Origin of the sequence: Undibacterium sp. (genome assembly GCF_030683615.1) — a bacterium.
GTDB classification, from domain to species: Bacteria; Pseudomonadota; Gammaproteobacteria; order Burkholderiales; family Burkholderiaceae_D; genus Undibacterium; species Undibacterium umbellatum.
In genome coordinates, this window is record NZ_JAUXQE010000011.1 from 47,284 (window position 1) to 71,400 (window position 24,117).

The 24,117-nt window shown below is 50.3% G+C and carries 18 protein-coding genes; 11 read left to right on the forward strand and 7 right to left on the reverse strand.

The window, feature by feature from the left end; translation table 11 throughout:
- The first annotated feature begins 201 nt into the window (after positions 1-201).
- From Q8K39_RS07030 to Q8K39_RS07040, 3 genes are all read left to right on the forward strand, one after another.
- Positions 202-966, forward strand: coding sequence for a 3',5'-cyclic-nucleotide phosphodiesterase (locus Q8K39_RS07030; protein WP_305258977.1), 765 nt, complete (start codon positions 202-204; stop codon positions 964-966).
- Positions 967-1,073: 107 nt separating this feature from the next.
- A complete protein-coding gene (locus tag Q8K39_RS07035) occupies positions 1,074-2,714 on the forward strand; it encodes an HD family phosphohydrolase (RefSeq protein ID WP_305258979.1) in 1,641 nt (546 codons plus the stop codon).
- 88 nt (positions 2,715-2,802) lie between these two features.
- Positions 2,803-5,070: a CHASE2 domain-containing protein gene (locus Q8K39_RS07040; protein ID WP_305258981.1), complete on the forward strand. Its 2,268-nt coding sequence runs from the start codon at positions 2,803-2,805 to the stop codon at positions 5,068-5,070.
- 23 nt (positions 5,071-5,093) lie between these two features.
- On the opposite strand, the gene Q8K39_RS07045 is transcribed toward Q8K39_RS07040, so the two are convergent.
- Positions 5,094-6,347: a benzoate/H(+) symporter BenE family transporter gene (locus Q8K39_RS07045; protein WP_305258983.1), complete on the reverse strand. Its 1,254-nt coding sequence runs from the start codon at positions 6,345-6,347 to the stop codon at positions 5,094-5,096.
- Between the two features lie 88 nt (positions 6,348-6,435).
- On the opposite strand from Q8K39_RS07045, the gene Q8K39_RS07050 reads away from it, so the two are divergent.
- Complete coding sequence (locus Q8K39_RS07050; RefSeq protein WP_305258985.1) at positions 6,436-7,878, forward strand: PLP-dependent aminotransferase family protein; 1,443 nt, start codon at positions 6,436-6,438, stop codon at positions 7,876-7,878.
- 15 nt (positions 7,879-7,893) lie between these two features.
- On the opposite strand, the gene Q8K39_RS07055 is transcribed toward Q8K39_RS07050, so the two are convergent.
- Positions 7,894-8,823: a LysR family transcriptional regulator gene (locus tag Q8K39_RS07055; protein ID WP_305258987.1), complete on the reverse strand. Its 930-nt coding sequence runs from the start codon at positions 8,821-8,823 to the stop codon at positions 7,894-7,896.
- A gap of 152 nt (positions 8,824-8,975) precedes the next feature.
- On the opposite strand from Q8K39_RS07055, the gene Q8K39_RS07060 reads away from it, so the two are divergent.
- From Q8K39_RS07060 to Q8K39_RS07075, 4 genes are all read left to right on the forward strand, one after another.
- Positions 8,976-9,815, forward strand: a complete 840-nt coding sequence (locus Q8K39_RS07060) for a phytanoyl-CoA dioxygenase family protein (RefSeq protein ID WP_305258989.1) — start codon at positions 8,976-8,978, stop codon at positions 9,813-9,815.
- Positions 9,816-9,822: 7 nt separating this feature from the next.
- Positions 9,823-10,650: a sugar phosphate isomerase/epimerase gene (locus Q8K39_RS07065; protein ID WP_305258990.1), complete on the forward strand. Its 828-nt coding sequence runs from the start codon at positions 9,823-9,825 to the stop codon at positions 10,648-10,650.
- 71 nt (positions 10,651-10,721) lie between these two features.
- Positions 10,722-11,831: a hypothetical protein gene (locus Q8K39_RS07070; protein WP_305258992.1), complete on the forward strand. Its 1,110-nt coding sequence runs from the start codon at positions 10,722-10,724 to the stop codon at positions 11,829-11,831.
- 133 nt (positions 11,832-11,964) lie between these two features.
- Positions 11,965-12,939 (forward strand): hypothetical protein, encoded by a 975-nt coding sequence (locus Q8K39_RS07075; protein ID WP_305258994.1) that lies wholly within the window; start codon positions 11,965-11,967, stop codon positions 12,937-12,939.
- Positions 12,940-13,083: 144 nt separating this feature from the next.
- On the opposite strand, the gene Q8K39_RS07080 is transcribed toward Q8K39_RS07075, so the two are convergent.
- The 3 genes from Q8K39_RS07080 to Q8K39_RS07090 all read right to left on the reverse strand — a co-directional run bounded on the left by Q8K39_RS07080 (position 13,084) and on the right by Q8K39_RS07090 (position 15,675).
- Entirely contained in the window at positions 13,084-14,250 is a 1,167-nt protein-coding gene (locus Q8K39_RS07080; protein WP_305258996.1) for a hypothetical protein, read from the reverse strand.
- 116 nt (positions 14,251-14,366) lie between these two features.
- A complete protein-coding gene (locus Q8K39_RS07085) occupies positions 14,367-14,924 on the reverse strand; it encodes a 2OG-Fe(II) oxygenase (RefSeq protein ID WP_305258997.1) in 558 nt (185 codons plus the stop codon).
- Positions 14,925-14,997: 73 nt separating this feature from the next.
- Positions 14,998-15,675: a hypothetical protein gene (locus tag Q8K39_RS07090; protein WP_305258998.1), complete on the reverse strand. Its 678-nt coding sequence runs from the start codon at positions 15,673-15,675 to the stop codon at positions 14,998-15,000.
- Between the two features lie 208 nt (positions 15,676-15,883).
- On the opposite strand from Q8K39_RS07090, the gene Q8K39_RS07095 reads away from it, so the two are divergent.
- The 3 genes from Q8K39_RS07095 to Q8K39_RS07105 all read left to right on the forward strand — a co-directional run bounded on the left by Q8K39_RS07095 (position 15,884) and on the right by Q8K39_RS07105 (position 20,942).
- Positions 15,884-16,636 carry an NUDIX domain-containing protein gene (locus Q8K39_RS07095; RefSeq protein ID WP_305258999.1) on the forward strand — a complete coding sequence of 251 codons (753 nt, stop codon included), beginning with the start codon at positions 15,884-15,886 and terminating at the stop codon, positions 16,634-16,636.
- A 260-nt stretch (positions 16,637-16,896) separates the two neighbouring features.
- Positions 16,897-19,848, forward strand: coding sequence for a LodA/GoxA family CTQ-dependent oxidase (locus Q8K39_RS07100; RefSeq protein ID WP_305259000.1), 2,952 nt, complete (start codon positions 16,897-16,899; stop codon positions 19,846-19,848).
- A 2-nt stretch (positions 19,849-19,850) separates the two neighbouring features.
- Positions 19,851-20,942, forward strand: a complete 1,092-nt coding sequence (locus Q8K39_RS07105) for a tryptophan 7-halogenase (RefSeq protein WP_305259002.1) — start codon at positions 19,851-19,853, stop codon at positions 20,940-20,942.
- Positions 20,943-20,991: 49 nt separating this feature from the next.
- On the opposite strand, the gene Q8K39_RS07110 is transcribed toward Q8K39_RS07105, so the two are convergent.
- A complete protein-coding gene (locus tag Q8K39_RS07110; RefSeq protein WP_305259003.1) occupies positions 20,992-22,185 on the reverse strand; it encodes a PLP-dependent aspartate aminotransferase family protein in 1,194 nt (397 codons plus the stop codon).
- Positions 22,182-23,567: a cystathionine beta-synthase gene (locus Q8K39_RS07115; protein ID WP_305259004.1), complete on the reverse strand. Its 1,386-nt coding sequence runs from the start codon at positions 23,565-23,567 to the stop codon at positions 22,182-22,184. The genes Q8K39_RS07110 and Q8K39_RS07115 overlap by 4 nt, the downstream gene beginning before the upstream one ends.
- Positions 23,568-24,117: the final 550 nt, after the last annotated feature.

Sequence of the window (24,117 nt, forward strand, 5' to 3'; positions counted from 1 at the left end):
ATGGAAATTGAATGTCTGACCAGATAGTCAACTCTTTATAGCGCAAAGCTGCAATTTAGCCTATCTTCAGGAGACATGCATGCGAAGAAGGCTCGTGTTTCTGGAGAAAATGGTAAGCTAGTCCTGAGATTTATGCCTGCAAGGTATTGATCTAAAGATAACAAAGCCCTGGCTTTTCAGCGGCGCACTATTTCTGTATTTATGAACTTACAAATTCTTGGTTGTGCAGGCGGCATCGGTGGTAGCGGACCCTACACAACCAGCATGTTAATTGATGACGATGTCCTGCTGGACGCAGGCACAGGCTTGTCGCTGCTCAGCCTGGAGCAATTAGCGTCTATAGATCACGTTTTTATCAGCCATAGTCATCTCGACCATGTTGCGGGCCTGGCTTTGCTCATGGATGCAGTGTTTGGCAAGCGCAGCAAACCTGTCACGGTACATGCCACGGCAGAAGTCTTGCATGCCTTGAAGACACATGTGTTCAACTGGATCATCTGGCCAGATTTCAATACCTTGCCCAATGCAGAGCAGCCGTCCATGCAATATCATGAAATGCCAGCAGGTAGCAGCCTGACATTGGGCAGCAGAACGATTACTTCGCATGCAGTGAATCACACTCCTGGTTCTGTTGGCTACTGGGTACGGGCAGGAGGCAGGGGTTTCTTGTTCACTGGTGACATGGCAAGCACGCCAGCATTATGGCAAGACATTGGCAGGCAGCCTGGTCTGGACATGGTTATTGTTGATTGCTCCTTCCCCAATGCAGAGGCAGAGCTGGCCTTGATTTCCAAGCACTTTTGTCCGGCTTCATTGATGGATGACATAGCCACCGTGCCGGCTCATGTCGGGTTTTTCATCTATCATCTGAAACCAGGGCAAGAAGCGCAAATCATGGCGGAACTGGGGCAGAGCAAGTACAGGATTTTTAAAGCCCTGCAAACGGGTGAGCAGTTCAAATTTTGAAATTCAGCATCTGAAGTCATACACTGTTCATGTTGCGCACGCAAACTGGCGCAGTGATGAAACGAGGCGGCTTAGCATATATTTGGAACGATCTGGAGAAGGTGACTATGACTGCACTAAGCAGTAGCGAAATTGCACAAAGACTGGAAAAGCTGACCGAGCTTAGTCTGGAACTGAGCAATAATCACGACACACCTTTATTGCTGGAAAACATACTGCGTTCGGCAAAAAGTATTACTTATGCCGACGGTGGCACTTTATACCGCACTAGCCATGACAAACAAAGCCTGTGCTTCAATATCTCTTTGAATGACACCCTGAATATGTACCAGGGTGGGGTCAAGGGGCAGACAGTTGATATACCCAATATTCCCCTGATCGACACGAACGGCAATAAGAATTTGAATGCAGTGGCAGCATATGCTGCCAACTACAAACTGTCCGTGAATATCCAGGATGTATATACCGTCGGTGTATTTAATTTTTCCGGCACCCGCAATTTTGACCAGCAATTTAATTACAAGACCAAATCCCTGCTGACCGTGCCCATGCATGATCATGAAGGGGAGCTGATAGGTGTGCTGCAACTCATCAATGCTACCGACCCAGAAAATGGTGAGCCCCGCCCGTTTAGCGAAACTGACCAGCGATTCATCGAAGCACTGGCTTCACAGGCTGCCATCGCCCTGACCAACCAGCAATTGATATCGCAACTTGAAAACCTGTTCGTCTCGCTGGTACATTTGATCAATATTGGCATCGATGAAAAATCACCACACACTGGCAGGCATTGCCAGCATGTGCCAGAACTGACCATGTTGCTGGCCAATGCAGTGCATGAAACCCGTGAAGGACCGCTCGCCCATTTTTCCATGACCGACAAAGACCGCAAGGAATTGTGGATGGCTGGCATCCTGCATGACTGCGGCAAGATTTCGACCCCTGTGCATGTCGTAGAAAAATCCACCAAGCTGGAAACCATTTTTGACCGGATACAATTGCTCGATACCCGTTTTGAAGTTCTGAAGCGAGATGCAGAGATCAGGGTTTGGAAGAGTAAGTGCGCTTTATACCAGGCCAGCATCAACAATGAAAATCTGATCGCCGAACTGGAGCAAGGCTTGCAGGCAGAGTTGGCTAAAATTGAAGATGCCAGAAATTTTTTACGCAAATTGAATATAGGTTCAGAAAGAACCAGCCCGGAAGACTTGCAGCGCGTGGCCGATATCGCTACATGGCAATGGACCGATGCTGATGGTGACGTGCAGCCTTTCCTGAGTGCGAATGAGGTCGAAAACCTGTCAGTGCGCGCAGGTACTCTGAATGCGCAAGAGCGCGCTATCATCAATAACCATATTTCCACCACCATCAAGATGCTGGAAGCCTTGCCCTGGCCCAAGCATTTGCAGAATGTGCCTGAATACGCTGGCGGCCATCATGAACGTATGGACGGAAAAGGTTACCCACGTGGCCTGCGCGGTGAGCAAATGTCTGTGCAAGCCAAGATCATGGCGATAGCCGACATCTTTGAAGCGCTGACTGCAAAAGACCGCCCTTACAAGGATGGCAAGACCCTGACAGAATCACTGCACATCCTGGGCAGCTTTGCACTGAATGGCCATATTGATCCAGACTTGTTCAATATCTTCGTCAGGAAAAAAGTTTATCTGACTTATGCCGAGCGATTCATGGACAAGAGTCAGATTGATGATGTCGATCTGAGCAAGGTGCCAGGTTACAAGGCGTAGCGATACTTGAGCTAACTCGCGCTTGCTTCTGACGGGAATTAGCTTCATCAATATCTGCGCTTGATACAAAAGTCATATGGGAGGTAACTTGCGTAGGCATCTCAATAAAATGGTGCGTTGGCTGGCCTGTCTGGCCTTGACCTTTGTCGCGGTGTTGCAGGCAAATGCCATCTTCCCCGTGACCCTGGTCGACAGAGTCGATAATTTTATCTATGACATGCGCATGCGTGTGCAGCCTACCAGGCTCAACAATGACATCGTCATCGTCAATATTGATGAAAAAAGCCTCAAGGAATATGGGCAATGGCCATGGAAGCGCAACACTCTGGCAAGTTTGTTGGAAAGACTGACAGATGATTATCATGTCAGGGCCGTGGGCGTAGACGCCGTTTTTCCTGAACCTGATGGCAGTTCCGGGCTGGATGTTTTGGAAGACCTGGCAAAGAAGGAACTAAAAGATGATCAACACTTTCTGAATCAAATGGGCGGTCTTAGGACGCAACTGAATTTCGATGATCGTTTGGCGAAAACTTTGAATGGACGCCCCATCGTACTTGGTTTCGCTTTGTCAAATGAGCTTGATGATCTCTCCAAAGGCTTATTGCCCAATCCGGCCTTTACCGATGCAGAGCTTGGTGGCCGCCACCTTGAATCAGCTCTGTATACCAAGTACACAAGCAATCTTCCTGTCCTGCAAAGAGCGGCTATCGCAGGTGGCTTCTTTAATCCGTCTCCTGATTCTGATGGTGTCATTCGTCGTATACCTTTGCTGGCAAAATTCGGAACCGGCTACTACGAATCGCTTTCCCTGGCCACAGCCAGAGTCGCACTCAATGCCAGTAAAGTGAAACCAGTTTTCCTGCAGTCGGATGGTGTGAATTCCCAAAGTTATTTGAATGAATATGGCAGTATCGAAGCAATCAAACTCAATTCTTCTCCTAATCTCACCGTTCCTTTAGAGCCTCTGCTAACTGCATTGATACAGTACAAGAGCAAGGGTGGCCCGCGCGGTGGTGGCTTTGTCTATGTGTCCGCCGCCGATGTGCTAAAGAAAAATCTGCCCGAAAACAAGCTGGCGAATAAAATTATCCTGATAGGTACGACATCTGCAGGTTTGAAGGATTTGCGTACAGCACCTGTGGGCCTGGATTTTCCCGGAGTGGAGATGCATGCCAATGTGATTGCTTCGATACTCGACGGTGACTTCAAACAGCGACCGGATACCAGCCGTGCATTTGAAGTGATGCAGATTATCTTATTGGGATTGCTGTTGACATTTGCATTGACCAGATTCAAGGCGCTGGCGGCCATCTTCTTTACTTCGCTCACTTATATCGCTGTTATTAGTTTCAATTACTGGATGTACCAGTCCTTTAATCTGGTACTGCCACTCGCGTCTGCACTGTTGTTGATATCTGCCTTGTTCGTCTTTAACCTCGCATGGGGTTATCTGGTTGAATCCAGAAAACTGCGCGGTGTGGTCAGACGTTTCGGTGAATATGTCGCACCTGAACTGGTTGCCGTCATGGCAGAGGAGCCTGACAGCTATACCATGGAAGGTGAAATTCGTGAGCTGACTGTGATGTTCTCCGACGTGCGTGGTTTCACGACTATTTCCGAAAGCATGAGTGCTGCGGACTTGCGAGAATATATCAACATCTACCTGACCGCGATGTCAGAAGAAATACGCGGCAATCGCGGCACGCTCGATAAATACATAGGTGACTGCGTCATGGCTTTTTGGGGTGCACCCGTGCGTCTGGACGACCATGCAAGGCTTGCCGTGGCCAGCGCATTGAAAATGCAGACCATCGCGCAAGGCCTGAGTGCAGACTTTGTCAAGCGCGGCTGGCCAGCGCTGAAGATAGGAGTGGGCTTGAATACCGGTGAAGTGCGCGTCGGTGACATGGGTTCCAAGATCAGGCTGGCTTATACCGTTATGGGTGATGCGGTGAACCTGTCTTCACGCCTGGAAGGAATTACCAAGGCTTATGGGGTAGGCATCGTGGTTGGTGAGGCGACAAAAACTGCTGCACCAGAATTTGCTTATCGTGAACTGGACAGGGTCAGGGTCAAAGGCAAGACCAGGCCCATCTCCATTTTTGAACCTATTGCCATCGCTACGGGCTTAGACGATGCACAGTCTGCCATGCTGGAACTCTGGCACCAGGCACTCGATGATTTCCGCACGCAGCATTGGGATGTTGCCGAAAAATCTTTCCGATCATATCTTGAAGTCCGTGCAGAAGACCTGGCTGCCCAGGTCTTTCTTGAGCGAATTGCTCACTACCGGCAAAACCCGCTAGCTGCTGACTGGGATGGTGTTGCGACCTTTGTCAGTAAGTTCAGCGAATAAGTGTAGCGAATAAGTCCGGTGCCTTATTTGGACTTTACCCGCAGCAGGTAATAGCTGATAACGCCCAGGACTATGCCCCAGCAGGCAGAACCCAGGCCCAGCAAACTGATATTCGATGCCGTGACGATAAAGGTGATCAGTGCAGCTTCACGTTCCGTCGTTTCCTGCATCGCATTCACCAGTCCATTCTGAATTGCACCCAGCAGCGCCAGACCAGCCACCGTGGTGACCAGTGCATGTGGCAAATGCAGGAACAGGGCAGTCAGGGAACCTGCAAAGCTACCTATCAATAAATAAAATCCACCGCAGGCTACACCGGCAACCCAGCGTTTTTCTGGTTGCTGGTGCGCTTCTGGGCCTGTGCAAATCGCTGCAGTAATCGCCGCCAGGTTGACACCATGTGAGCCAAATGGTGCCAGCAATATACTGACAAAACCGGTAGCACTGACCAGCTTGCTGGTTGGCGCCTGTTCGTAACCCGCAGCGCGCATGACAGCCACGCCCGGTACTTGCTGGCCAGTCAGGCATAACAGCGCCAATGGCAAGCCCAGACTGATGATGGCGCTTAAAGAAAATTCAGGCGCTGTCCAGACCGGCATCGTCAAACCCAGTTGCACCGCAATAGCCTGACCCTGATTGCTGTCACCCCAGCCCAGAACACTCCAGAGCATGACACCACTCAGCAAGGTCAGGACGATGGCATAGCGGGCGCTGCGGCGCTTGAATATCAGGTAAGCCGCAAACATGGCAGTCACCAGCCAGGGTGCACCTGCCACCTCGCTGCGGGCATTGGCAAATACATCGACGCCAAAGCGAAACAGGATACCCGCCAGCATAGCCGCACACAGGCTCCTGGGTATTTTTCCCATCAGTTTTTCAAAGATTCCGGTAACGCCTATCAGCCATATCGCTGCCGCCGCGACCAGGTAGGCACCTATGGCCTGGTGATAAGGCACAGTGGCCAGACCAGTCACTAGCAAGGCGGCACCCGGCGTGTTCCAGGCACAGATCACCGGTATCTTGTGCCGCCAGCTCATCCAGACACCCACCAGACCAGACCCTATGGAAATCGCCCATATCCATGAACTGGTCTGCGCAGTCGTGAGTTTTGCGCTTTGTGCTGCCTGCAAGACCAGCAGCATGGGCCCGGCATACGAGATCAGGACGGCAATTAACCCGGCCAGCACGGTAGGAAAAAAATCAGCCGCTGTGGCGGCAAAACCCGGCTTGATGGCATTTTCCGGGGCAAGGAGAGGGGTAGAGTGTGGTGTATTCATGCGCCTAGTCTAGTTCAGTGCAGGCTGGCATTTACTTACAGTGTTGATCTGTCTTATGCTATACAGATTCACATTCAAGATATCTGTTATGCAGCACAGTTACAGGCAACTGGCCGACGCCATCGGTGCAGATATCCGGGCCAGCCGCTATCAGGTAGGGGAGCGGCTACCATCGGTGCGCCTGATTGCAGAGACGCATAATGTCAGTGTTTCAACTGCGATACGCTGTTTTCGTTATCTGGAAAGCCAGGGACTGGTAGAAGCGCGCAACAAGTCTGGCATGTACGTCGCAGACTGGAAAGCCAGGCAAGCGACATGCACAGTTACACAGAAAAAAAGCAGTCAGGCAGCACCGGCAGTTGAGTACGACAAGCTCATTTCCCTGCAGCACAGGATGACTGAACTGTATTCACTGACGGCGCAACCCCTGCACCTGGGCTTGCATTTGGCCAGTGCTGCGCCAGAATGGTATCCCTGTGAAGCCCTGGCCAAAATCGCCCAGCGCTTGCTGCGGCAAGACCCGATGCTGATAGGTGTTTATCCCGGCGGCACGGGTTTGCCAGCCCTGAAAACCAGCCTCATACACTGGCTGAAAAACGCAGGCATGGATTTGCAGGCCAACGATTTGCTCATCACCAATGGCAGTACTGAAGCTCTGAGCGTGGCCTTGCGGGCTGTAGCCCAGCCGGGCGATGCCGTCATCGTTGAATCTCCCGTGTATTTTGGCTTGCTGCAAATGCTGGAAAATCTCGGCATCAAGGCCATAGAAATTCCCTGCGTGCCAGGCCAGGGCATCAGCCTGGAAGCACTGGAATATGCGCTCGAACATCAGGGCACAGTACGCGCCGTCGTCGCCATGCCCAATTTCCAGAATCCCCTGGGTTGCGCCATGCCGGAGAAAAACAAGAAGCGCCTGCTGCGTCTGGCTGAACAATATGACCTGGCCTTGATAGAAGACGATGTTTTTGGCGACCTTTCGCATCAGCAGGAGAGACCACAAGCCATCAAGGCCTGGGATAAACAGGGCAGGGTGATTTATTGCGGCTCTTGCAGCAAAAGTCTGGCCCCGGCATTTCGCATAGGCTGGATCGCAGGAGGGCGTTATCAGGCCAGGATCAATTCTTTAAAGCTTAGCGCCTCCTTGATCACGCCCTTGTTTGAACAGGCGGTATTGGCCGAGTTTATACAGTCGGGTGCCTTGCCTTCACATTTGCGCAAATTGCGCGAACGTCTGGCGGCGAATATCCCGTTGGCGACTGCTGCCATAACACGTTATTTTCCACTGGGTACGCAAGTCATCAGCCCCGCTGGTGGCTGGTGGTTATGGCTGGAATTACCTGAACATGTGGATAGCCTGGCTTTGCTGCGTCAGGCAGTCGCCAAAGGCATAGCGTTTACACCTGGCAGCCTTTTTTCTGGTTCTGGAAAGTATGCAAATTATCTGCGCATGAATATAGGGCGACCCTGGGGGCGGGAGATGGAGCAGGGTATTAAAACTCTGGGTAAGTTGGTACAAGAGATTACTGCCTGAATCTCAGATTGAATCTCAGATCAGTTTTGCTGCTATCAACTCCTTGTCCCATTCCGGCACAGGCTGATACTCTTCCACCAGAAAATCAATCAGCGCCCTCACCTTGGCGCTGACCTTGCGGGTAGCCGGGTAAAGCGCGGTAAAGTCATTCAAAGGCAAGTTCCAGTCTGGCAAGACAGTGATCAGCCGACCTTCGAGTAAATCACGCCATGCCAGAAAAGTCGTGTCATACACTATCCCCAGCCCGCGCAGGGCTGCCTGGTGCAAGACCTTGCCATTGTTTGAGGCAAAGCCGGGTGTGATATCGACCGCCAGGGTTTCACCGTCCCGTTCAAAATGCCAGGTATTACCCTGGGTAAGATGGCTGAAGTGCAGGCAGCGGTGCCGGTTCAATTCTGTCGGGTGTGCTGGCATGTCATGCTTTGCCAGATAAGCCGGGCTGGCGCAGAGCAGGCCGCGGCAAGGGGCCAGTCTGCGTGCATGCAAGCCGGGGCTGTCAGGTATGCCACCTACCCGTATGCTGAGGTCAAAGCCATGCTTGAACGGGTCTAGCAGATTGTCATCCACATGCAGGGTAGGCTGAAGCATGGGGTGGAGCAGGGTAAAGCGTGCCAGGGCATCGGCCAGCCATTCGCTGCCAAAACTGCTGGGTGCCTGTATGCGTATGCCACCGGCCAGCTCATTGCCCGCCTGACTGACCACCAGCCGTGCCTGCCGCGCATGTTCCACACTGGCGCTGCAAGGCTCCAGGTAAGCCTGGCCAAGTTCGGTCAGGCTGACTTCGCGGGTAGATCTGTGCAACAGGCGCGCGCCCAGTTCAGCTTCCAGTTGCATGATGTGCTTGCTAACCATGGCGCGGCTGATACCCAGATGCCGTCCGGCAGCGCTAAAGCTGCGTTGCTTTGCTACTTCGACAAAAATTTCCATTGCTTTTAACTGGTCCATTCAAGCATTGTCTTCATTTTGGATACAATCTGTCAACCATTGTTGGTATTGTGCGCTACAAATAGAGTTCGCTACACTTGATGCATATCAAGCTAAAACCTCACTACAAGTGTTTGCTTTTCGCTTCCCCGTATTTACATCCAGGAGTCATCATGCTCAGCACAGAACAAATTGCACAGTTTCAGCAAGACGGTTATGTCATCGTCCCAAATTTCAAAAGCGCAGATGAAATCGCCGCCTTGCGCGAGCGTGCGGCCAAGATCGTCGATGAATTTGATCCAGCTTCCTCTAAAACCATCTTCACGACCAAAGAACAAGAAAAGAAGGTTGATCATTACTTTTTGAACTCTGCCAATAACATCAGCTGTTTTTTTGAAGAAGAAGCCTTTGATGAGCAAGGCAATCTGCGTCAGGCCAAGTCTTTGTCCATCAACAAAATAGGCCATGCCATCCATGATCTTGATCCAGTTTTCAGTACATTCTCGCGCGGTGCTGCGCTGGCAAAAGTCGCGGAACAACTGGGTTTGCAGAAGCCGCAGATTTATCAGTCCATGTACATCTTCAAGCAACCTGGCATAGGCGGCGAAGTGCGCTGGCACCAGGATGCGACTTATTTTGAAACTGATCCCGTCAGCGTCACCACCTTCTGGTTTGCGCTGGAAGATGCGACCCTGGAAAATGGTTGCCTGTGGGCAGAACCAGGTGGGCATCGCACACCCATGCGTGAACGCTTCGTGCGTGAAGGCGATCATGTAAGAGTAGAAAAACTAGACAGCATGCCCTGGCCAGATGACAGCACAGCCATTCCACTGGAAGTCAAGGCTGGTAGTCTGGTATGTTTCCATGGCCTGTTGCCACATTACAGCGCACCAAATCGCTCGGCAGTCTCTCGCCATGCCTACACCCTGCATGTGACGGATGGAACGACCAATTATTCGCCACAAAACTGGATACAGCGCGATGCCAGTTTCCCTGTCTGTGGTTTTGTTTGAGTAGCCCATGATGAAATTAGAATTATTGATCTTCGCCCCGCACTGGGGCAGTGCTCACCTGAGCCGTGAAGTTTTTATTGGCAAGGTGCTGGAAGCTGGTTTTGATGGCATAGAAATGTCTTTGCCCATGGACGTGGCTGAACGTGATGCCTGGACTAGCGCAATTGACTGTGCAGGGCTTAAGCTAATCGCCCAGCAATGGGAGACTGTTTTTCACAGTGATTTTGCCGCGCACAAGCAAGCACTGGGTGACTTGCTGCGCAATGCCTGCGCGGCAAAACCCCTGTTCGTGAATACCCATACTGGCAAAGACTTTTACAGCCAGGCGCAAAATAATGAATTGCTGGATCTGGCAGACGAGATATCCGCTGACACCGGTGTCGCCATCGTTCATGAAATCCACCGCAGTCGCTTCAGTGGGCATCCCATGTTGCTCTTGCCTTATCTTGAGCAGCGCTCGCAACTGGCCTTGAATGCAGACCTCTCACACTGGTGCTGCGCCTGTGAATCCCTGCTTGAAGACCAGGCGCATATGCTGGAAAAAGTATTCCCTCATGTACGCCACATCCATGCCCGCGTCGGCCATAGTCAGGGGCCGCAAGTCAATGATTTCCGCGCACCTGAACATGCAGCGGCCTTGAAACAACATCTGTCCTGGTGGGATGCCATCATCAGCCAGCAGCGTGCGTCAGGCAAACAGCAGATCACGTTGACACCAGAGTTTGGACCATCACCTTATACGCAAAGCCTGCCTTACACAAATCAGGTCGTATCAGATGCCTGGGAATTGAATGTGGCGATGATGAAATTGCTGCGTTCACGTTATCAAAAATGAATTAAATTTGAGGAAAGTATCTATCTCTGGCATCATGCGTTCATTGCTAATTTGAATGTGGATTTCAGTAGATGGATATTATGCTAAATGTACCTGAAACTCGTGTATTTGCCTGGAAGAAGCACCGATACTCCTCAATTGAGTATTTACTGCTCTCCACGCTTTTCTTAAGCATACTGGCAGTGATTTTTTGGATGGTGTATTGGGATTTACTCAAGTTAGCAGATTTTAAAAAGCTCGTATCTGCGCAGTCATTTCCCTGGCTTCATTTCATTGTCTTCGTAGTTATGATAGTGTCAAATTTTGCCATCCATAAGTTTAACCGTTCTGCCAGGCTATATATTGATGACTCCGGGGTGCGCCTAAAGCTTCCACCAGATAGTGGCCTGGCAACTCTGAGTTTTCTTGAAAGAGAGCTCCTTTGGAGTGAACTGAAAGACGCCACCTATATGGCAAGCTTTAAGATCATTCAGTTACGTCCAAATTACGCTGCACGTCCCTTTAGTATCAGAGTTCAAGATTGGCAGTTACAAAACACGAATGGGAATTTGACTGGCGGTGATGCAGAGTCCGATGTCATGAAGGTTTTTCGTGAACTTGGGATTTTTGAAAAATTTCCAAAGAATAGTCGGCTTGAGGCAAGTGACTTTGATTTGATGAAGCACCCTGCAACCAAGAAGGTGTTGCTAGGAATGGCTGGATTGGTCGTATACGGTTTCCTGGACGCGATGCTTCAGCATGAGGGTTATGCTTTTTTTAATCTTGAATATTGTTTGCCGCATATCATTTCAGGCTCGTCAGTGACGTTAATTCTGGTTTATTGCTTGTTAAAGGCGCGTAGTCGTGACTTCATACCATCAGGGATCATCGGGGTTCTGGCCGTGATGGGCGGGATTGCATTTGGTATTGCCAGTTATGTCGCTGGTATTCGTATCAACCAACTCGCAGGTGGACCATTGCTGGAAGCAACATATCATCGCGATGCAAGTTGCGAGAATTTGTTACCTGAAGATACCAGCCTTCCTGTTGTTGAATACACCCACATGACCAAGGACTACTGGTGCAGTAGGAGTGTTGATGAAGTCTTGGTCGTCAAGGTGCGCAAGGGGCTGTTTGGTTTGTATCAGTTTGATCTCAGAGAGCATACGCAGGCGATTCAAGGCTATAGGCAAAAGTCTTGATGCTGGCTGTTATTTTATTTGTATCAAATGCCTGCCCTTGAAATGCAGAATTTTTAGACAGATATCTGTGCCACCACATACGGAAGCTTTTGGTTCGAATGTAAATTTTCAACGATAGAACAGTATATAAATCATGCCAGCTAGTTATGTATTCGTCCAGAAGCAAGCTAAGCATAGCTGGGTAAAGCGTTTGTTGTTCGCTACGCTTTTAGTGTTTCCTTTTATCGTTTTTTTCCTTTGGATGTTGTATGAGAAGTTGCTAAAACCGGAAATGCTCATTCGCATTCTGGCAGATTCGTCATTTTCTCCGGCATTTGTCCTTGTTCTTATAGCACTGATCGTCTTCGATGATGTGGCAAAAATTTTTTATCGTTCCGGCAGTTTGTACATAGACGATGCGGGTGTGCGTTTTAAATTACCGCCAAAGAGTAGATGGGCTATTCTTGGTGTTTTTGAAAAAGATATACCTTGGACTGAACTCAAAGATGCAACGTATGCAGAACATTTTCAGCTTATCCAGTTACGCCCCAAATCTGGAACAGGTTTGTTGAATATCAGGTTTGAAGATTGGCAATTGCAAAATACTAGCGATAATTTGAATAGTGGGAATGCTTCCCCAGACTTGTTGACAGTTTTTCGTGAACTAAAAGTCTTTGAGAAATACCCTACCAATAGTCAGCTTGTAGAGGCAGGTTTCGACTTGACGAAACACCCCGCAACAAAAAAATTATTGTTTGGGATTGCAATTTTGATCGCCTACAGCTTCGTCGATACGATGCTGCAACAAGAAGAATATGCCTTCTTTAACCTCCGTTATTTTTTGCCACATATTGTTTTTGGTGTGACTTTTGCAGTCGTATTGGCTGGATTGATGTTTAAGGCAAGCAAACGCAAATTCATGCCGCGTAGCAATATCATTGGCTTGGCGATCTTGAGCGGGCTGGTGTTTGGCGTTGCCAGCTATGTAGGCGGTATTCGCATTAATCAACTGGTAGGTGGTCCTCTGCTGGAAGCCAGATATCACCGTGATGCAAGTTGCCTGAATTTGCTGCCTGAAGACAAGAATCTTCCCGTGGTTGAATATCCCTACTGTGCCAGGAATTACTGATGCTGCAAAGATATTGATGAGGTAGTGACTGTGAAAGTTCGTCAAGGCCTGTTTGGTCTGTATCAGTTTGATCTCAGTGAGCGGAATAAGACGATCGGCCACTTTAAGAAAAAATCTTGATGTTGGTTACCCCTCTGGGATGATTTAATCTTCAAAAGCAAACCGGAACTCGCCCGGTGGCAGCATTAATTTAGGCGGCGTTTTGCCTGCTTGTACCATCACTACATCGGCAGGCATGCCATCTGCAGGTTCTTGCTTGTGAAAGGCATAGATCAGGCGTCGCCCTGTGGCCGGTAGCAATTCTTTTGGAATATCCTTGGGTGTAAAACCCGCCAGCGTAGCCAGCCAACCGGCCCTGCCAGTTGCGGGGCTGGTGGAATATGCAGGGTAAATGACTTGCATATCGACGAGCTTATTGTCGATACCCAGCTTCAGGTAGTGTTGGGTAGCTGATTTGAGAACATAAGGCTTTTCCTGCGCCATCCTGCCAAGGGCAGCTATATACAATTTGCTTTGCCGTGTTGAATCAACATGGTTATACATTGCCGTCTGGTCTATCGTCAGCGGATTGATCCCTGTCAGCCTTTTTAATTGCGCCGCCATTTTGGATTTATCATCATCTGTTTCAGACACAGGAAATTCATAGGCGTGGCTATAACCTACATAGATAAAGACTTTTGCTTTCGGGTCTTGCCTGAAGATTTTTTGCACCAGGTTCTTCGCCATACCTGATTCACGTGGCCCATCGACTGGCTCATAGCTCACAAATTGCCATTGTTCCCGCATCGTATCGCGCAAGAAATTGGCGTAGGTGCTTTCTTTGGTGAGAGTCCCTGTTTTTTCGCTGACGTATTGTTTTTGCAAAGGGAAGTCGTCGTACAAATTGAAGGCTTCGCATGCCAGGTAGCTATAACCTGTTTTCTTTAGTTCCCGCGCCAGTTTCATTGCAAAAGCCCTGTGCATGGGCACATGGTGCGCTTCATTCAGAATAACTATTTGAGTTTTTTTTGCTTCCCGGACGATGGCGGCAATGGCGTCTTCAACACTCGCTTTATTGATACTATCGAATTCGCTCAGTGTCGCTGCCACATCTTCAACTGGCATGCGATTAAATGCTGCAATCGCGCCATCAACATCACCAGCCGTTGCGCGTGTCTGGCCTAAAGTGCGATGCACTGATGTCATTACCACGCGTTTGACTTTTTCATCACGGTAAGTCTTTGCTTCAGCTTCTTGCAGTTTGAATTCCTGCTCTTTCAGGCTCTTTAAGCGCGATAAATTTGCCGTTTCAATTGTGTCGGCAAATGACAAGGCTTGAAAAAGAAAAACAAGTCCAATAAAAAGTGTAATGCTGTATCGACTAAACATACTTTGCAAATCCCCGGTACCAAAAGAATGAAAGTGCCCAGAGAGCTTCTCAACGCCGCTTACTGGGAATTCGCTATCTTCTTGTACATCACATCCGTACGCAAGACATATTTGACGCCGCTTTCCACAGGGGCACCCTGGTGCAGCATCATGTGCGGGAAAACCAGCGCCATGCCTTTTTCTGGCTGTATGGTTTCCCAGCGAAATGAAGTGCTGCCGCCAGTGTAGTCGTCATTGAGATAAATCAGAATGGTTAAAAAGCTGACTTCATCTTCTGTGCGAGCATAGTTTCCATCCTTATGCCATTTGAAGTATTGACCAGGCTCATAGCGGTAGAAACGAAAGCGTTCATTCAAACCCAGCAAAGTCCATTCCTTCAATTCCGCGGGCAGGAATAGTTTTGCTCTTTCAAAGATAGCCGCAGCCAGAGGTTTGTCATCAAAGATGACGCGGTCATTATTGCGCACATCCTTATACATGCGCATGCCCGTGCCAGTTTGTATCATGGCTTCTTCATAGCCCATTTGTTCACTGGTAAAGATCATGCGTTCGCATTCTTCTTCAGTGATAAAATTTTTGATGCCGAATACGCCTGCACCGTAGTTATTAAGTTCCATTTTTATACTCGCTTTGTTGAGCCAGTATCAATCCTGGCATTTCTTCGTTTCCTGTTCTGGTAAGATAAATAGTTCAAGTGCGGTCATTACCGACGTCTAGTGCTCTGAGGGCTGAAAGATATTTTTTTTGATCTTGAATTATGTCATCTTTAAGCAATCCTCTTGCTGATAGGGATACATAAAGCGCCGCCGCATAAGCCTGACAATTAATTGAACGCTCAGGATTGAATGCAATGTCTGAGAACGCTTGATAAGTTAGCACTTGTTCAGCCAGTTCAGGTTTTTTATGAAGAGCATTGATGTAAAGCCAGTCATAAAATGCTGTTTTTGGTTCCAATTCCCACTCGCTATTAAAAAATCGAAATTTAACCAGACGTCCATGTTCATTTAATCTCTCGTCTCGTTTTGCATCAATGGATTTTGCATTGAGTAAATCTACAAAAGGACCGCCACGTTCAAAGACTTTACTGGATTGAAAAGCACATTCAAGACTGAATTCCTGGCCATACTTTTCTGTCTTCATCATCAGATTAAATGCACTAAGCTTTACGCCGAGTTCGTCCGGTGATTTGCTGGAAATGTCGAGAATTTTACTCAAATTCAATTCCTTTTTTGCTGCCTCATGTAGTGATGCAATAGACTTTTGCGATTGAACTTTCGCCATTCCTGGAAACCATTGAAAATCAATTTTGCATGTGGTAACCAACAGTTTTCCATTCAGGTTTGGTGAAAAAACAGGCCTGGATGCCATCTGCTATTCCTTTTTAGTGTCAATGATTAAGCCAAGCCTACGGTTTTTCGGAGGTATTGATGAAATGTGCTCCATTTATATCCACTATAGAATACTTAATTGTTAAATGCAACTAACTTTGTTGTCTATTTTTACTAAGTTAGTTGTTAATTTGTACTAAATCCAGCTATCGCTTACAATGGGAGCATTGAACACTCAGGGGACAAGCATGGCGACTGCTAAGCAAAGCGAAAAGGATTTTCTGCGGAACTACAACATTCATGACTACGATGTTCCTTTGACCAGTGTAGATCTGGTGATTTTTACGATTCGGGATCAGGTCTTGCAAGTCTTGCTGGTCAAGCGGGGTGATCATCCTTGCAAGGGGCAATGGAGTTTGCCTGGTGGCTTTATTGATATCCACAATGATGTCGATCTTGATGGCGCGGCCCTGCGCAAGCTCAAGGAAAAAACTGGAGTGGAAGCGCCTTATCTTGAGCAATTGCAGGGTTTTGGCAGCCGTAGCCGTGATCCGCGTGGCTGGTCTACTACCTTTGCATATTTTGCCCTGATTTCTTCTGACCGCATCACGCTCAGCCATGGTGGCAATGCCGATGCGGTGCGCTGGTGCCCGGTTGAATCGGACGAGGGCTTGCCCAAGCTGGCCTTTGATCATGCGCAGATACTCGATGTTGCAGTCCAGCGCCTGCGCAACAAGGTGGAATACACTTCCCTGCCTGCGCACTTGCTGCCAGAAGAATTCACGCTTTCTGAACTGCAGCGTGTGTATCAGATTCTGCTCGGGCGGCTCGTTGACAAGAGCGCGTTTCGCAAGCGCATCAGGGAAGGCGACTTTCTGGAAGAGTTGCCAGGCAAGTGGCGTCTGGGTAGTAATCGGCCTGCGCAGTTGTATGGCTTGCGCAAGGGCCAGGGTACAGTCTATTTCAATCGCCTGATGACGGGCGAAGTCGGGGCGAAATAGTTTTTCTGCATCTTTAGTTTTGGGTATTTTGAGCTAATGCCCAAAAACAACATCGTCAAGTTTTGTCAAAAGTGCACATCTGCTCGCATATAAACTTGACGAATATTTAATATTATCAAATAATCATCCTGCATTCCTGATTTTCATGTTTGCTGGGCACGCCTTGCCGTACGCGTCCGGCGAATGTCCGCATCAATAATACGCACCCGTCAAAGCTAAAGCTAACAAGTGCGCATTCAGTTTAAAAAGGGAGACAGTGTATGAGCAAAGATCAAGACCCCATTCCACCATGCTTTGACCAGGCCAATCAGGCACCTGAGCGCCTGACCGAGATGTTCGTCGGAATAGCGCAAGAAAATCGCATCAAGCTGGGCCAGCGACCGGCAGAGCGTGCGGTGTTCCGCAAATTACATGGAGTGGCCAGCGCCAGGCTGGTCATGGAAAAGAAAATACCCGCCAAACTCAAAGTCGGTGTTTTTGCCCATGACAGTTTGGATGCCTGGGTCAGGTTTTCAAGCGACACTACGCCGACTTCGCCGGACCTGTATTCAACCCTGGGCATTGGTATCAAACTGTTTGGCGTGCCTGGCCCCAAGGCGCTTGGTGATGATGGCGATACGGCTGATTTCATCATGCAAAACTTTCCTATTTTCTTTGTCGATAATGCCAAGGAGATGGTGGAGTTTACTTATGCCGGTGTGGTTGCACAGGATTATCCCGGTTACCTGAAAAAACATCCCAAGACAAAAAAAATACTGGACCAGATGGAAAAAGTCGAGGGCAGCACCCTGACCACGACTTACTGGGCCATCCTGCCTTTCCATGCAGGGAAAAATGAATATGTGAAATACCGCCTGGAGCCAGTGACACCGCCAGAGAATGTGCCGAATAATGAACGCGATTATCTGGCAGTCGATATGTGCAATCGCCTGGCCAAGCGTGAGTATCAATTCCGTTTCATGGTACAACTGCGTACCAATCCCAAGACCATGCCGCTGGATGAAGCAACGGTGGAATGGCCGGAATCTGAAAGCCCTTTCATCCATGTCGCAACGTTGATCTTGCCGCAGCAAGATATCAGCGTGCGTGGTCAGTCTGAATATGGACAGGGCCTGGCCTTCAATATCTGGCGCGTACCGCCAGTTCAGGCGCCAGTTGGTTCTATCGCTGAGGCGCGCAAAGTCGTGTATGCAGCAGGTGCAGATGCCAGACATGAAGCCAATGGCCAGAGTTTGCAAGATCCACTTGAACCACGCTCCCCAACTGCGGGCTGCCCCTTTCACGCAGCAGCGCAGGCAAAAGCAGAACCCGTAGTCAAAGATACCTGCATCGTCAAGGCTGTAATTTGCCCCTCCATAGGCGTTGCGCGTGTAGGCAGCAGTGAGAAGGAATGGTTTTTGGGGCCTGAAGTGCCTTACCCAAAACCAGAGGACCCAGGCTATTATCGCGATGCCCACAAAAAACTCAAGCGCCAGGGCGCCAGGTTCCGCGTATATGGCGTGAATGCCAAGGGCGAGATCGTCAAGGAGCTCAATGCCGATAATGCCAAGGTAGAGTGGCAGGTACAATTGGCCAATACCAAGTCAGCCTGGTATGGTTTTCAACTGGCGCTGGATATTCCTGAAGCAGCATCGGCACCTCCAAGCACCTTGCGTAATGCTGTCGTCACCGACAGGGATATGCTGTCAATCACGCCCAAGCAAAGAAAAGTCAGCGGCAAAAAAGCCAAGCCTCAGCGCTTTGATGATGGCAAGTTCATGGGCGAGCCTGTGTATCTGGGGGAGGCATTTACTGATAAGCAAGGTCGTCTGATTGTGCTGGGTGGTCATGGCGTTTCCGCCTCCTATGACAACAGCCGCGCCATCACCTTCGCCAATAATGAAGGCTGGCATGACGACACTTCTGATGGCCCCATCAATGCCAAGGTCGTCTATGAAGGGCTGGAGCTGATGGTGGAGCCAGCTTGGGTCGTCGTTGCACCACCCAATTATGCGCCGCAGAGAAAATCAGTGCGCACCATGTGGGACTTGATGCGCGACGTTGCCATCACCGCTGGTACTTTGCCTAAGCCAAAACGCCCCAGCTTCACCTTCGACATCCTGCCCCTGTTTGAACGTCTGAATGGTTTGCAGTGGGTGAATGCCGGTTTCTCGGCAGGCTTTGGCTGGAAGGGCGCTATCGATCTGACCAGTGCTGATGCGCTGTCGCGCCTGGCCAGCAACAACACAGCCTATGTAGAATTGCGCCGTACCATCGCCAACCAGTTCCGCAACTATGAAGTTGATGCCTGGTCACCCAAGCCCTGGCCATGGTTGTATGGCGATGCCATGGCGATACCCGCTGCGCAAACGCCAAGGCAAAATGCCTCGCTGACGGCAACCCAGCTGGCGATGCTGATGGAGTGGGCAGAAGGTAATTTTGTTGAAGACTTTGACCCAGAGCGCAAACATGCGACAAGCATAGATGAAGTGCCATTAGAGCAGCAGGGCGATACTCTGACACAGGCAGCGCTGGATTTTTGCCTGGCTGATGCCTTCCATCCCGGTTGCGAAATGACCTGGCCAGTACGTGCCAGCACCATGTATATGGCACCTTTCCGCTTTGCCCATGCGCTCGATGGCTGGATTGCACCTGGCCTGGGTGAGATACTGACCAGCGATGGCGTCACCATACCAAACGGCCCCTTGTACGGCCAGCAGGCTGGCGGCATTACCCGCTGGATGGCAGTGCCATGGCAGACAGATACGGCAAGCTGCCGCTCGGGTTACGATAAGTCTTACGACCCTTATGTACCCAGCTTCTGGCCAGCCCGCGTGCCTAACCAGGTCCTGACCAAGCAAAACTATGACGTCGTCATGGATGAGAAAAAGCCGCTAGGTGAAAGGCTGGCCGCATTTGCCAACCGTGCCTCGTGGATCAATCCATTGGGCAGCACCAGCTATACCGACCAGATCAATAATATGATCCATCATTTTGATCATCTTGGTGTGGTGGAGGTGCATCCCGGTCCGAGTGATCATCAACACTTTCCTGCTGAACTTGAAGTGGAAGATCAGCATATTCCTATCGCCGATATGCCAGCGCCCAATGCCAAACATGCGCAACATGATGAGCATGCCAGGGTAGGTGCGGCAGAGGTGGTGAATGCGGAGTCTGTTGATATCATGACGATAGAAAAAGTACGCCGCTTCCCACGGGGTCTGCATCGTTAAGCATGGAAGCGCTGTATGTAGATGCATTGGTACTAGGGGCAGGGCCTGCGGGCTCTGCCTTCGCCTTGAACCTCGCACCATTTCAAAGAGTGGTCATGCTGGAAGCATCGCCCCCAGCAGCCATGCGTATAGGCGAATCCTTGCCAGCCGCAGCCGGTAAGCTGCTGGCTGATATGGGTTTGTATGAAGCATTTTTGCAGCAAGGCCATCAGTCTGCGCATTTGAATATCAGTCACTGGGGCAGTGATATGGCGACCGAGCAAGATGCCATGCGCAATCTTGATGGGCATGGCTGGTACCTAGACCGCCATCGTTTTGATTGCTGGTTGCAGGATGTTGCGCAAGACCGTGGCGCGGCTTTGCTGAGACAAAGCAAGCTGCTGTCTTTTGCACCTGCAAAGAGTAACCCAGATCATTGGGATGCCGTGATCGCCGTGCAGGGCAAGACAGTGCGCATAGAAACTAAAATGCTGATCGATGCCAGCGGCAGAAAGTCGCTGTTGACGCGGCAACTAGGCATTGCCCGTAAAGCGACGGATAAACTGGTGTGCAGCTGGCTGGTGGGCAAGGATACTGATCCTAGCGCAGGCTCCAGCCACATCAGTGCCGAAGCTGGAGGCTGGTGGTATAGCTCATCCCTGCCAGGGCAGGGCCGCATTGTGGCGTTTTATACCGATGCCGATTTGCCAGAAGCGAATGCCTGCAATCATCAGCAAGGGTTATTGCAGCGATTGAAGCGGAATACGCAATTGTCTGCCTGTCTTGATGAACATGGTTTTGTGCCAGGGCAACAGCATGGATATTGTGCTGCCCACACTGCAGCGCTGGAGCAGTTTGCCGGGCCCAACTGGCTGGCAGTTGGTGATGCTGCGCTAAGCTTTGACCCTCTGTCTTCACAAGGTATTTTCAATGCCTTGTACACAGGCCTGGCAGCGGCGGAAGCGGCATCTCATTATGACGCAGACGCGCAAGCTGCTTATGTGGCTGAGCTAGCTTCGATAAAAGCGGCATATCTGCATCATTTGAATATTTGGTACCAGCAGGAGCAACGCTGGGCAGATCAATCGTTTTGGCAACGGCGGGTTGCTACTTGAATTTACTGCCTCTGGTTTGCCAGACCAGAGGCTTTAGTTCAACACTACATCAAACCGCATCCAGCGCAGACTGCAAATCCTGCCTCAAATCTTCCACATCTTCTATGCCTACCGACAGGCGTATGAATGAATCAGTGATACCCAGCTTGGCTCTTTGTTCTGCCGGGATCGTTGCATGCGTCATGATGGCCGGATGTTCTATCAGGCTCTCGACACCGCCCAGGCTTTCGGCCAGGGCGAATACTTCGCAACGTTCCAGGAAGCGGCGTGCGCCTGCCAGGTCGGTATCGAGTTCTATGGAAATGATGCCCCCAAAGCCATCCATCTGTTGCTTGGCCAGTTCATGTTGCGGGTGGCTTTCCAGACCTGGATAATACACTTTCCTGACCTTGGGCTGCTGTTCCAGCCAGCGTGCCAGATCCATGCCATTCGAGTTATGACGTTCGACACGGATATTGAGTGTCTTGATGCCGCGCAAGGCGAGGAAGCTATCGAAGGGGCTGGCTATTGCGCCAACGGAATTTTGCAAGAAGCCCAGACGCTCGCGCCATTCAGCCTGATGTGCTTCACCACCTACGATGGCAATACCACCGATGATATCGGAGTGACCGTTCAGGTATTTGGTCATGGAATGCACGACAATATCAAAACCCAGTTCCAGCGGACGTTGCACTTTGGGGCTGGCAAAAGTATTGTCAGCCACTGCAATGATATTGTGTTCGCGGCATATCTTGGCAATCGCACGTAAATCGGCCAGTTTCAGCATGGGGTTGGTTGGTGTTTCTACCCACAGCATTTTGGTATCGGGACGTATTGCGGCCAGCACTTCTTCTGGCTTGGTCATATCGACATAAGTGAACTGCAGGCCAGCGCTGCGTTTGCGCACGCGTTCAAACAGACGGTAGCTGCCGCCATACATATCGTCACCTGCGATGATATGTGCGCCGCTATCGACGATTTCCAGCACGGTGGCTATTGCTGCCAGGCCGGATGCAAAGGCAAATGCCTGCGCGCCGCCTTCCAGGTCAGCTACTGCACGTTCCAGCGCCCAGCGGGTAGGATTGTGCGAGCGGCCATAGTCCAGGCCCTTGTGGACGCCAGGGCTCTCCTGCACGAAGGTAGATGTTGCATAGATGGGTGGCATGATGGCACCCGTGGTTGGGTCGGGGAACTGCCCGGCGTGGATGACACGCGTGCCAAAGGCTTGCGGATGGGTAGGCTTCTTGTATTCGGGATAGCTCATGAAAGTGTCCTGCGCATATGGTTGAGGAGATCAAAGCGGGTAATCAGGCCATAAAACTGCTTTTCCGGTTTGTTGGCTGCAATGATGGCGACCAGGCCGCTGTCCAGTGTTGCGCGTAATGCAGTGAGGCTGGCATCCGGTGCCAGGGTTTCTATCTGGCTGGTCATGGTGTCTTCTACGGCACTGCGGAAGAGGCTGGCATCGGCAGATACTTTCAACAGGAGGTCTGATTCATCAATGATACCGATAATCGCGCCATCGCGTATGACCGGCAGTTGCGAGATATCAGCACTGCGCATGCGGTTGAACGCTACCATCAGGGTGTCACTGGCATTCACGCTGATGACGCCGCCTTCATCGAAACGGCGGCTGATGATGTCCCGCAGATCATTGTAGTTTTTACGCTTGAGCAAACCCTGGTCCGTCATCCAGTTGTCGTTATACACTTTGGACAGATAGCGTGTGCCAGTATCGCAGACAAAGGTGACGACGCGCTTGGGCGTGGTCTGGGCTCGGCAGTAGCGCAGGGCGGCAGCGAGCAGGGTGCCGGTGGAAGAGCCTGCCAGTATGCCTTCGGCGCGCAGCAATTCACGTGCCGTGCCAAAGCTTTCAGCGTCATCAATGGTATAGGCGTGCTTGACAGCGCTGAGGTCAGCAATGCCGGGGATGAAGTCTTCACCTATGCCCTCAACTGCCCAGGAACCGCTGACTTCATTGATATTGCCTGTCTCTACGTACTCAGTCAGTATCGAGCCTTTAGGATCAGCGAGTACAAATTCCAGCTCGGGCTGGACCTTGTTGAAATAACGCGTCAGACCCGTTAGCGTCCCGCCAGAACCGACGCCAACGACGATGGCATCGACTTTGTGGTCAGTCTGCGCCCAGATTTCCGGCCCTGTCGTGGTTTCATGCGCCAGTGGGTTGGCTGGATTATTGAACTGGTCAGCAAAGAAGGAACCGGGAATTTCGCTTGCCAGGCGAGCCGCATAGTCCTGGTAATACTCGGGGTGACCCTTGCCTACATCGGAGCGGGTGATGTGGACTTCTGCACCCATGGCTTTCAGGTGCAGGATTTTTTCTGTCGACATCTTGTCTGGTACGACCAGCACCACGCGATAACCCTTGGCGCGCGCCACCAGTGCCAGGCCCAGGCCGGTATTGCCAGCCGTTGCCTCGATTACGGTGCCGCCAGCTTGCAGGCGGCCTTCGCGTTCTGCTGTTTCTATCATTGACCTGCCTATGCGGTCCTTGATGGAGCCGCCAGGATTTTGTGATTCCAGTTTAAGGAATAATTCACATGGCCCCGTGTCAAAGCGGGTTACCTTGACCATAGGGGTATTGCCAATCAACGCAAGTACTGCGGGATCAGTTTGTCTTGTCATCTTAGTGTGCTCCTGGGTGCATACAATATGTTGCGACAGGTTTGGCATTTGTTTATGAGGCAGTTATGCTAGCGATTTCATCTCCTGAGGCTAAGGAATTTTTCCGACTAAGCATAGTTGGAAAATGATTTACTTGCATTTGGGTAATGCTATTTTGAGGTCAAAGTGGCAAGTATGGGGGTAGTATAGTCATAGTTTGGAAAATTGTTGGGGGTATATGCGGTTTGCTTATATCAAGGCCTTGTGTATCAAGCTTGGTGTTGTGTCCTATCCGGCTGCTCGAAGGCCGCAAAACGAATATCCTTAATAGCGTCATTCCAGCGTGTTTTTGGCTGGAATCCAGTGGCGTTTGTCGTAGGCCGCGAAATTTATTGACATCAAAATTTTGTCAGTTTGCGAGTTCGATTTTTGAAATGTCTTCATGCGCAAATTGCGATTGCAGGCCGGGGGTAGCCCGGCAGCTACTCACTTTTCTTGCTGTCGCCAAGAAAAGTAAGCAAAAGAAGGCGACCCAGGTGTCGTCGCCCCATAAAGGGGGTACCCGTTTGTG

What these genes read in the sequence shown, in the direction of transcription:
- Q8K39_RS07085 (WP_305258997.1), bottom strand. Translation starts at nt 14,924, where the DNA reads ATGGAACTTAATAACTACGGTGCAGGCGTATTCGGCATCAAAAATTTT.
- Q8K39_RS07070 (WP_305258992.1), top strand. Translation starts at nt 10,722, where the DNA reads ATGGATATTATGCTAAATGTACCTGAAACTCGTGTATTTGCCTGGAAG.
- Q8K39_RS07090 (WP_305258998.1), bottom strand. Translation starts at nt 15,675, where the DNA reads ATGGCATCCAGGCCTGTTTTTTCACCAAACCTGAATGGAAAACTGTTG.
- Q8K39_RS07030 (WP_305258977.1), top strand. Translation starts at nt 202, where the DNA reads ATGAACTTACAAATTCTTGGTTGTGCAGGCGGCATCGGTGGTAGCGGA.
- Q8K39_RS07035 (WP_305258979.1), top strand. Translation starts at nt 1,074, where the DNA reads ATGACTGCACTAAGCAGTAGCGAAATTGCACAAAGACTGGAAAAGCTG.
- Q8K39_RS07060 (WP_305258989.1), top strand. Translation starts at nt 8,976, where the DNA reads ATGCTCAGCACAGAACAAATTGCACAGTTTCAGCAAGACGGTTATGTC.
- Q8K39_RS07045 (WP_305258983.1), bottom strand. Translation starts at nt 6,347, where the DNA reads ATGAATACACCACACTCTACCCCTCTCCTTGCCCCGGAAAATGCCATC.
- Q8K39_RS07105 (WP_305259002.1), top strand. Translation starts at nt 19,851, where the DNA reads ATGGAAGCGCTGTATGTAGATGCATTGGTACTAGGGGCAGGGCCTGCG.
- Q8K39_RS07115 (WP_305259004.1), bottom strand. Translation starts at nt 23,567, where the DNA reads ATGACAAGACAAACTGATCCCGCAGTACTTGCGTTGATTGGCAATACC.
- Q8K39_RS07075 (WP_305258994.1), top strand. Translation starts at nt 11,965, where the DNA reads ATGCCAGCTAGTTATGTATTCGTCCAGAAGCAAGCTAAGCATAGCTGG.
- Q8K39_RS07065 (WP_305258990.1), top strand. Translation starts at nt 9,823, where the DNA reads ATGATGAAATTAGAATTATTGATCTTCGCCCCGCACTGGGGCAGTGCT.
- Q8K39_RS07100 (WP_305259000.1), top strand. Translation starts at nt 16,897, where the DNA reads ATGAGCAAAGATCAAGACCCCATTCCACCATGCTTTGACCAGGCCAAT.
- Q8K39_RS07050 (WP_305258985.1), top strand. Translation starts at nt 6,436, where the DNA reads ATGCAGCACAGTTACAGGCAACTGGCCGACGCCATCGGTGCAGATATC.
- Q8K39_RS07110 (WP_305259003.1), bottom strand. Translation starts at nt 22,185, where the DNA reads ATGAGCTATCCCGAATACAAGAAGCCTACCCATCCGCAAGCCTTTGGC.
- Q8K39_RS07055 (WP_305258987.1), bottom strand. Translation starts at nt 8,823, where the DNA reads ATGGACCAGTTAAAAGCAATGGAAATTTTTGTCGAAGTAGCAAAGCAA.
- Q8K39_RS07095 (WP_305258999.1), top strand. Translation starts at nt 15,884, where the DNA reads ATGGCGACTGCTAAGCAAAGCGAAAAGGATTTTCTGCGGAACTACAAC.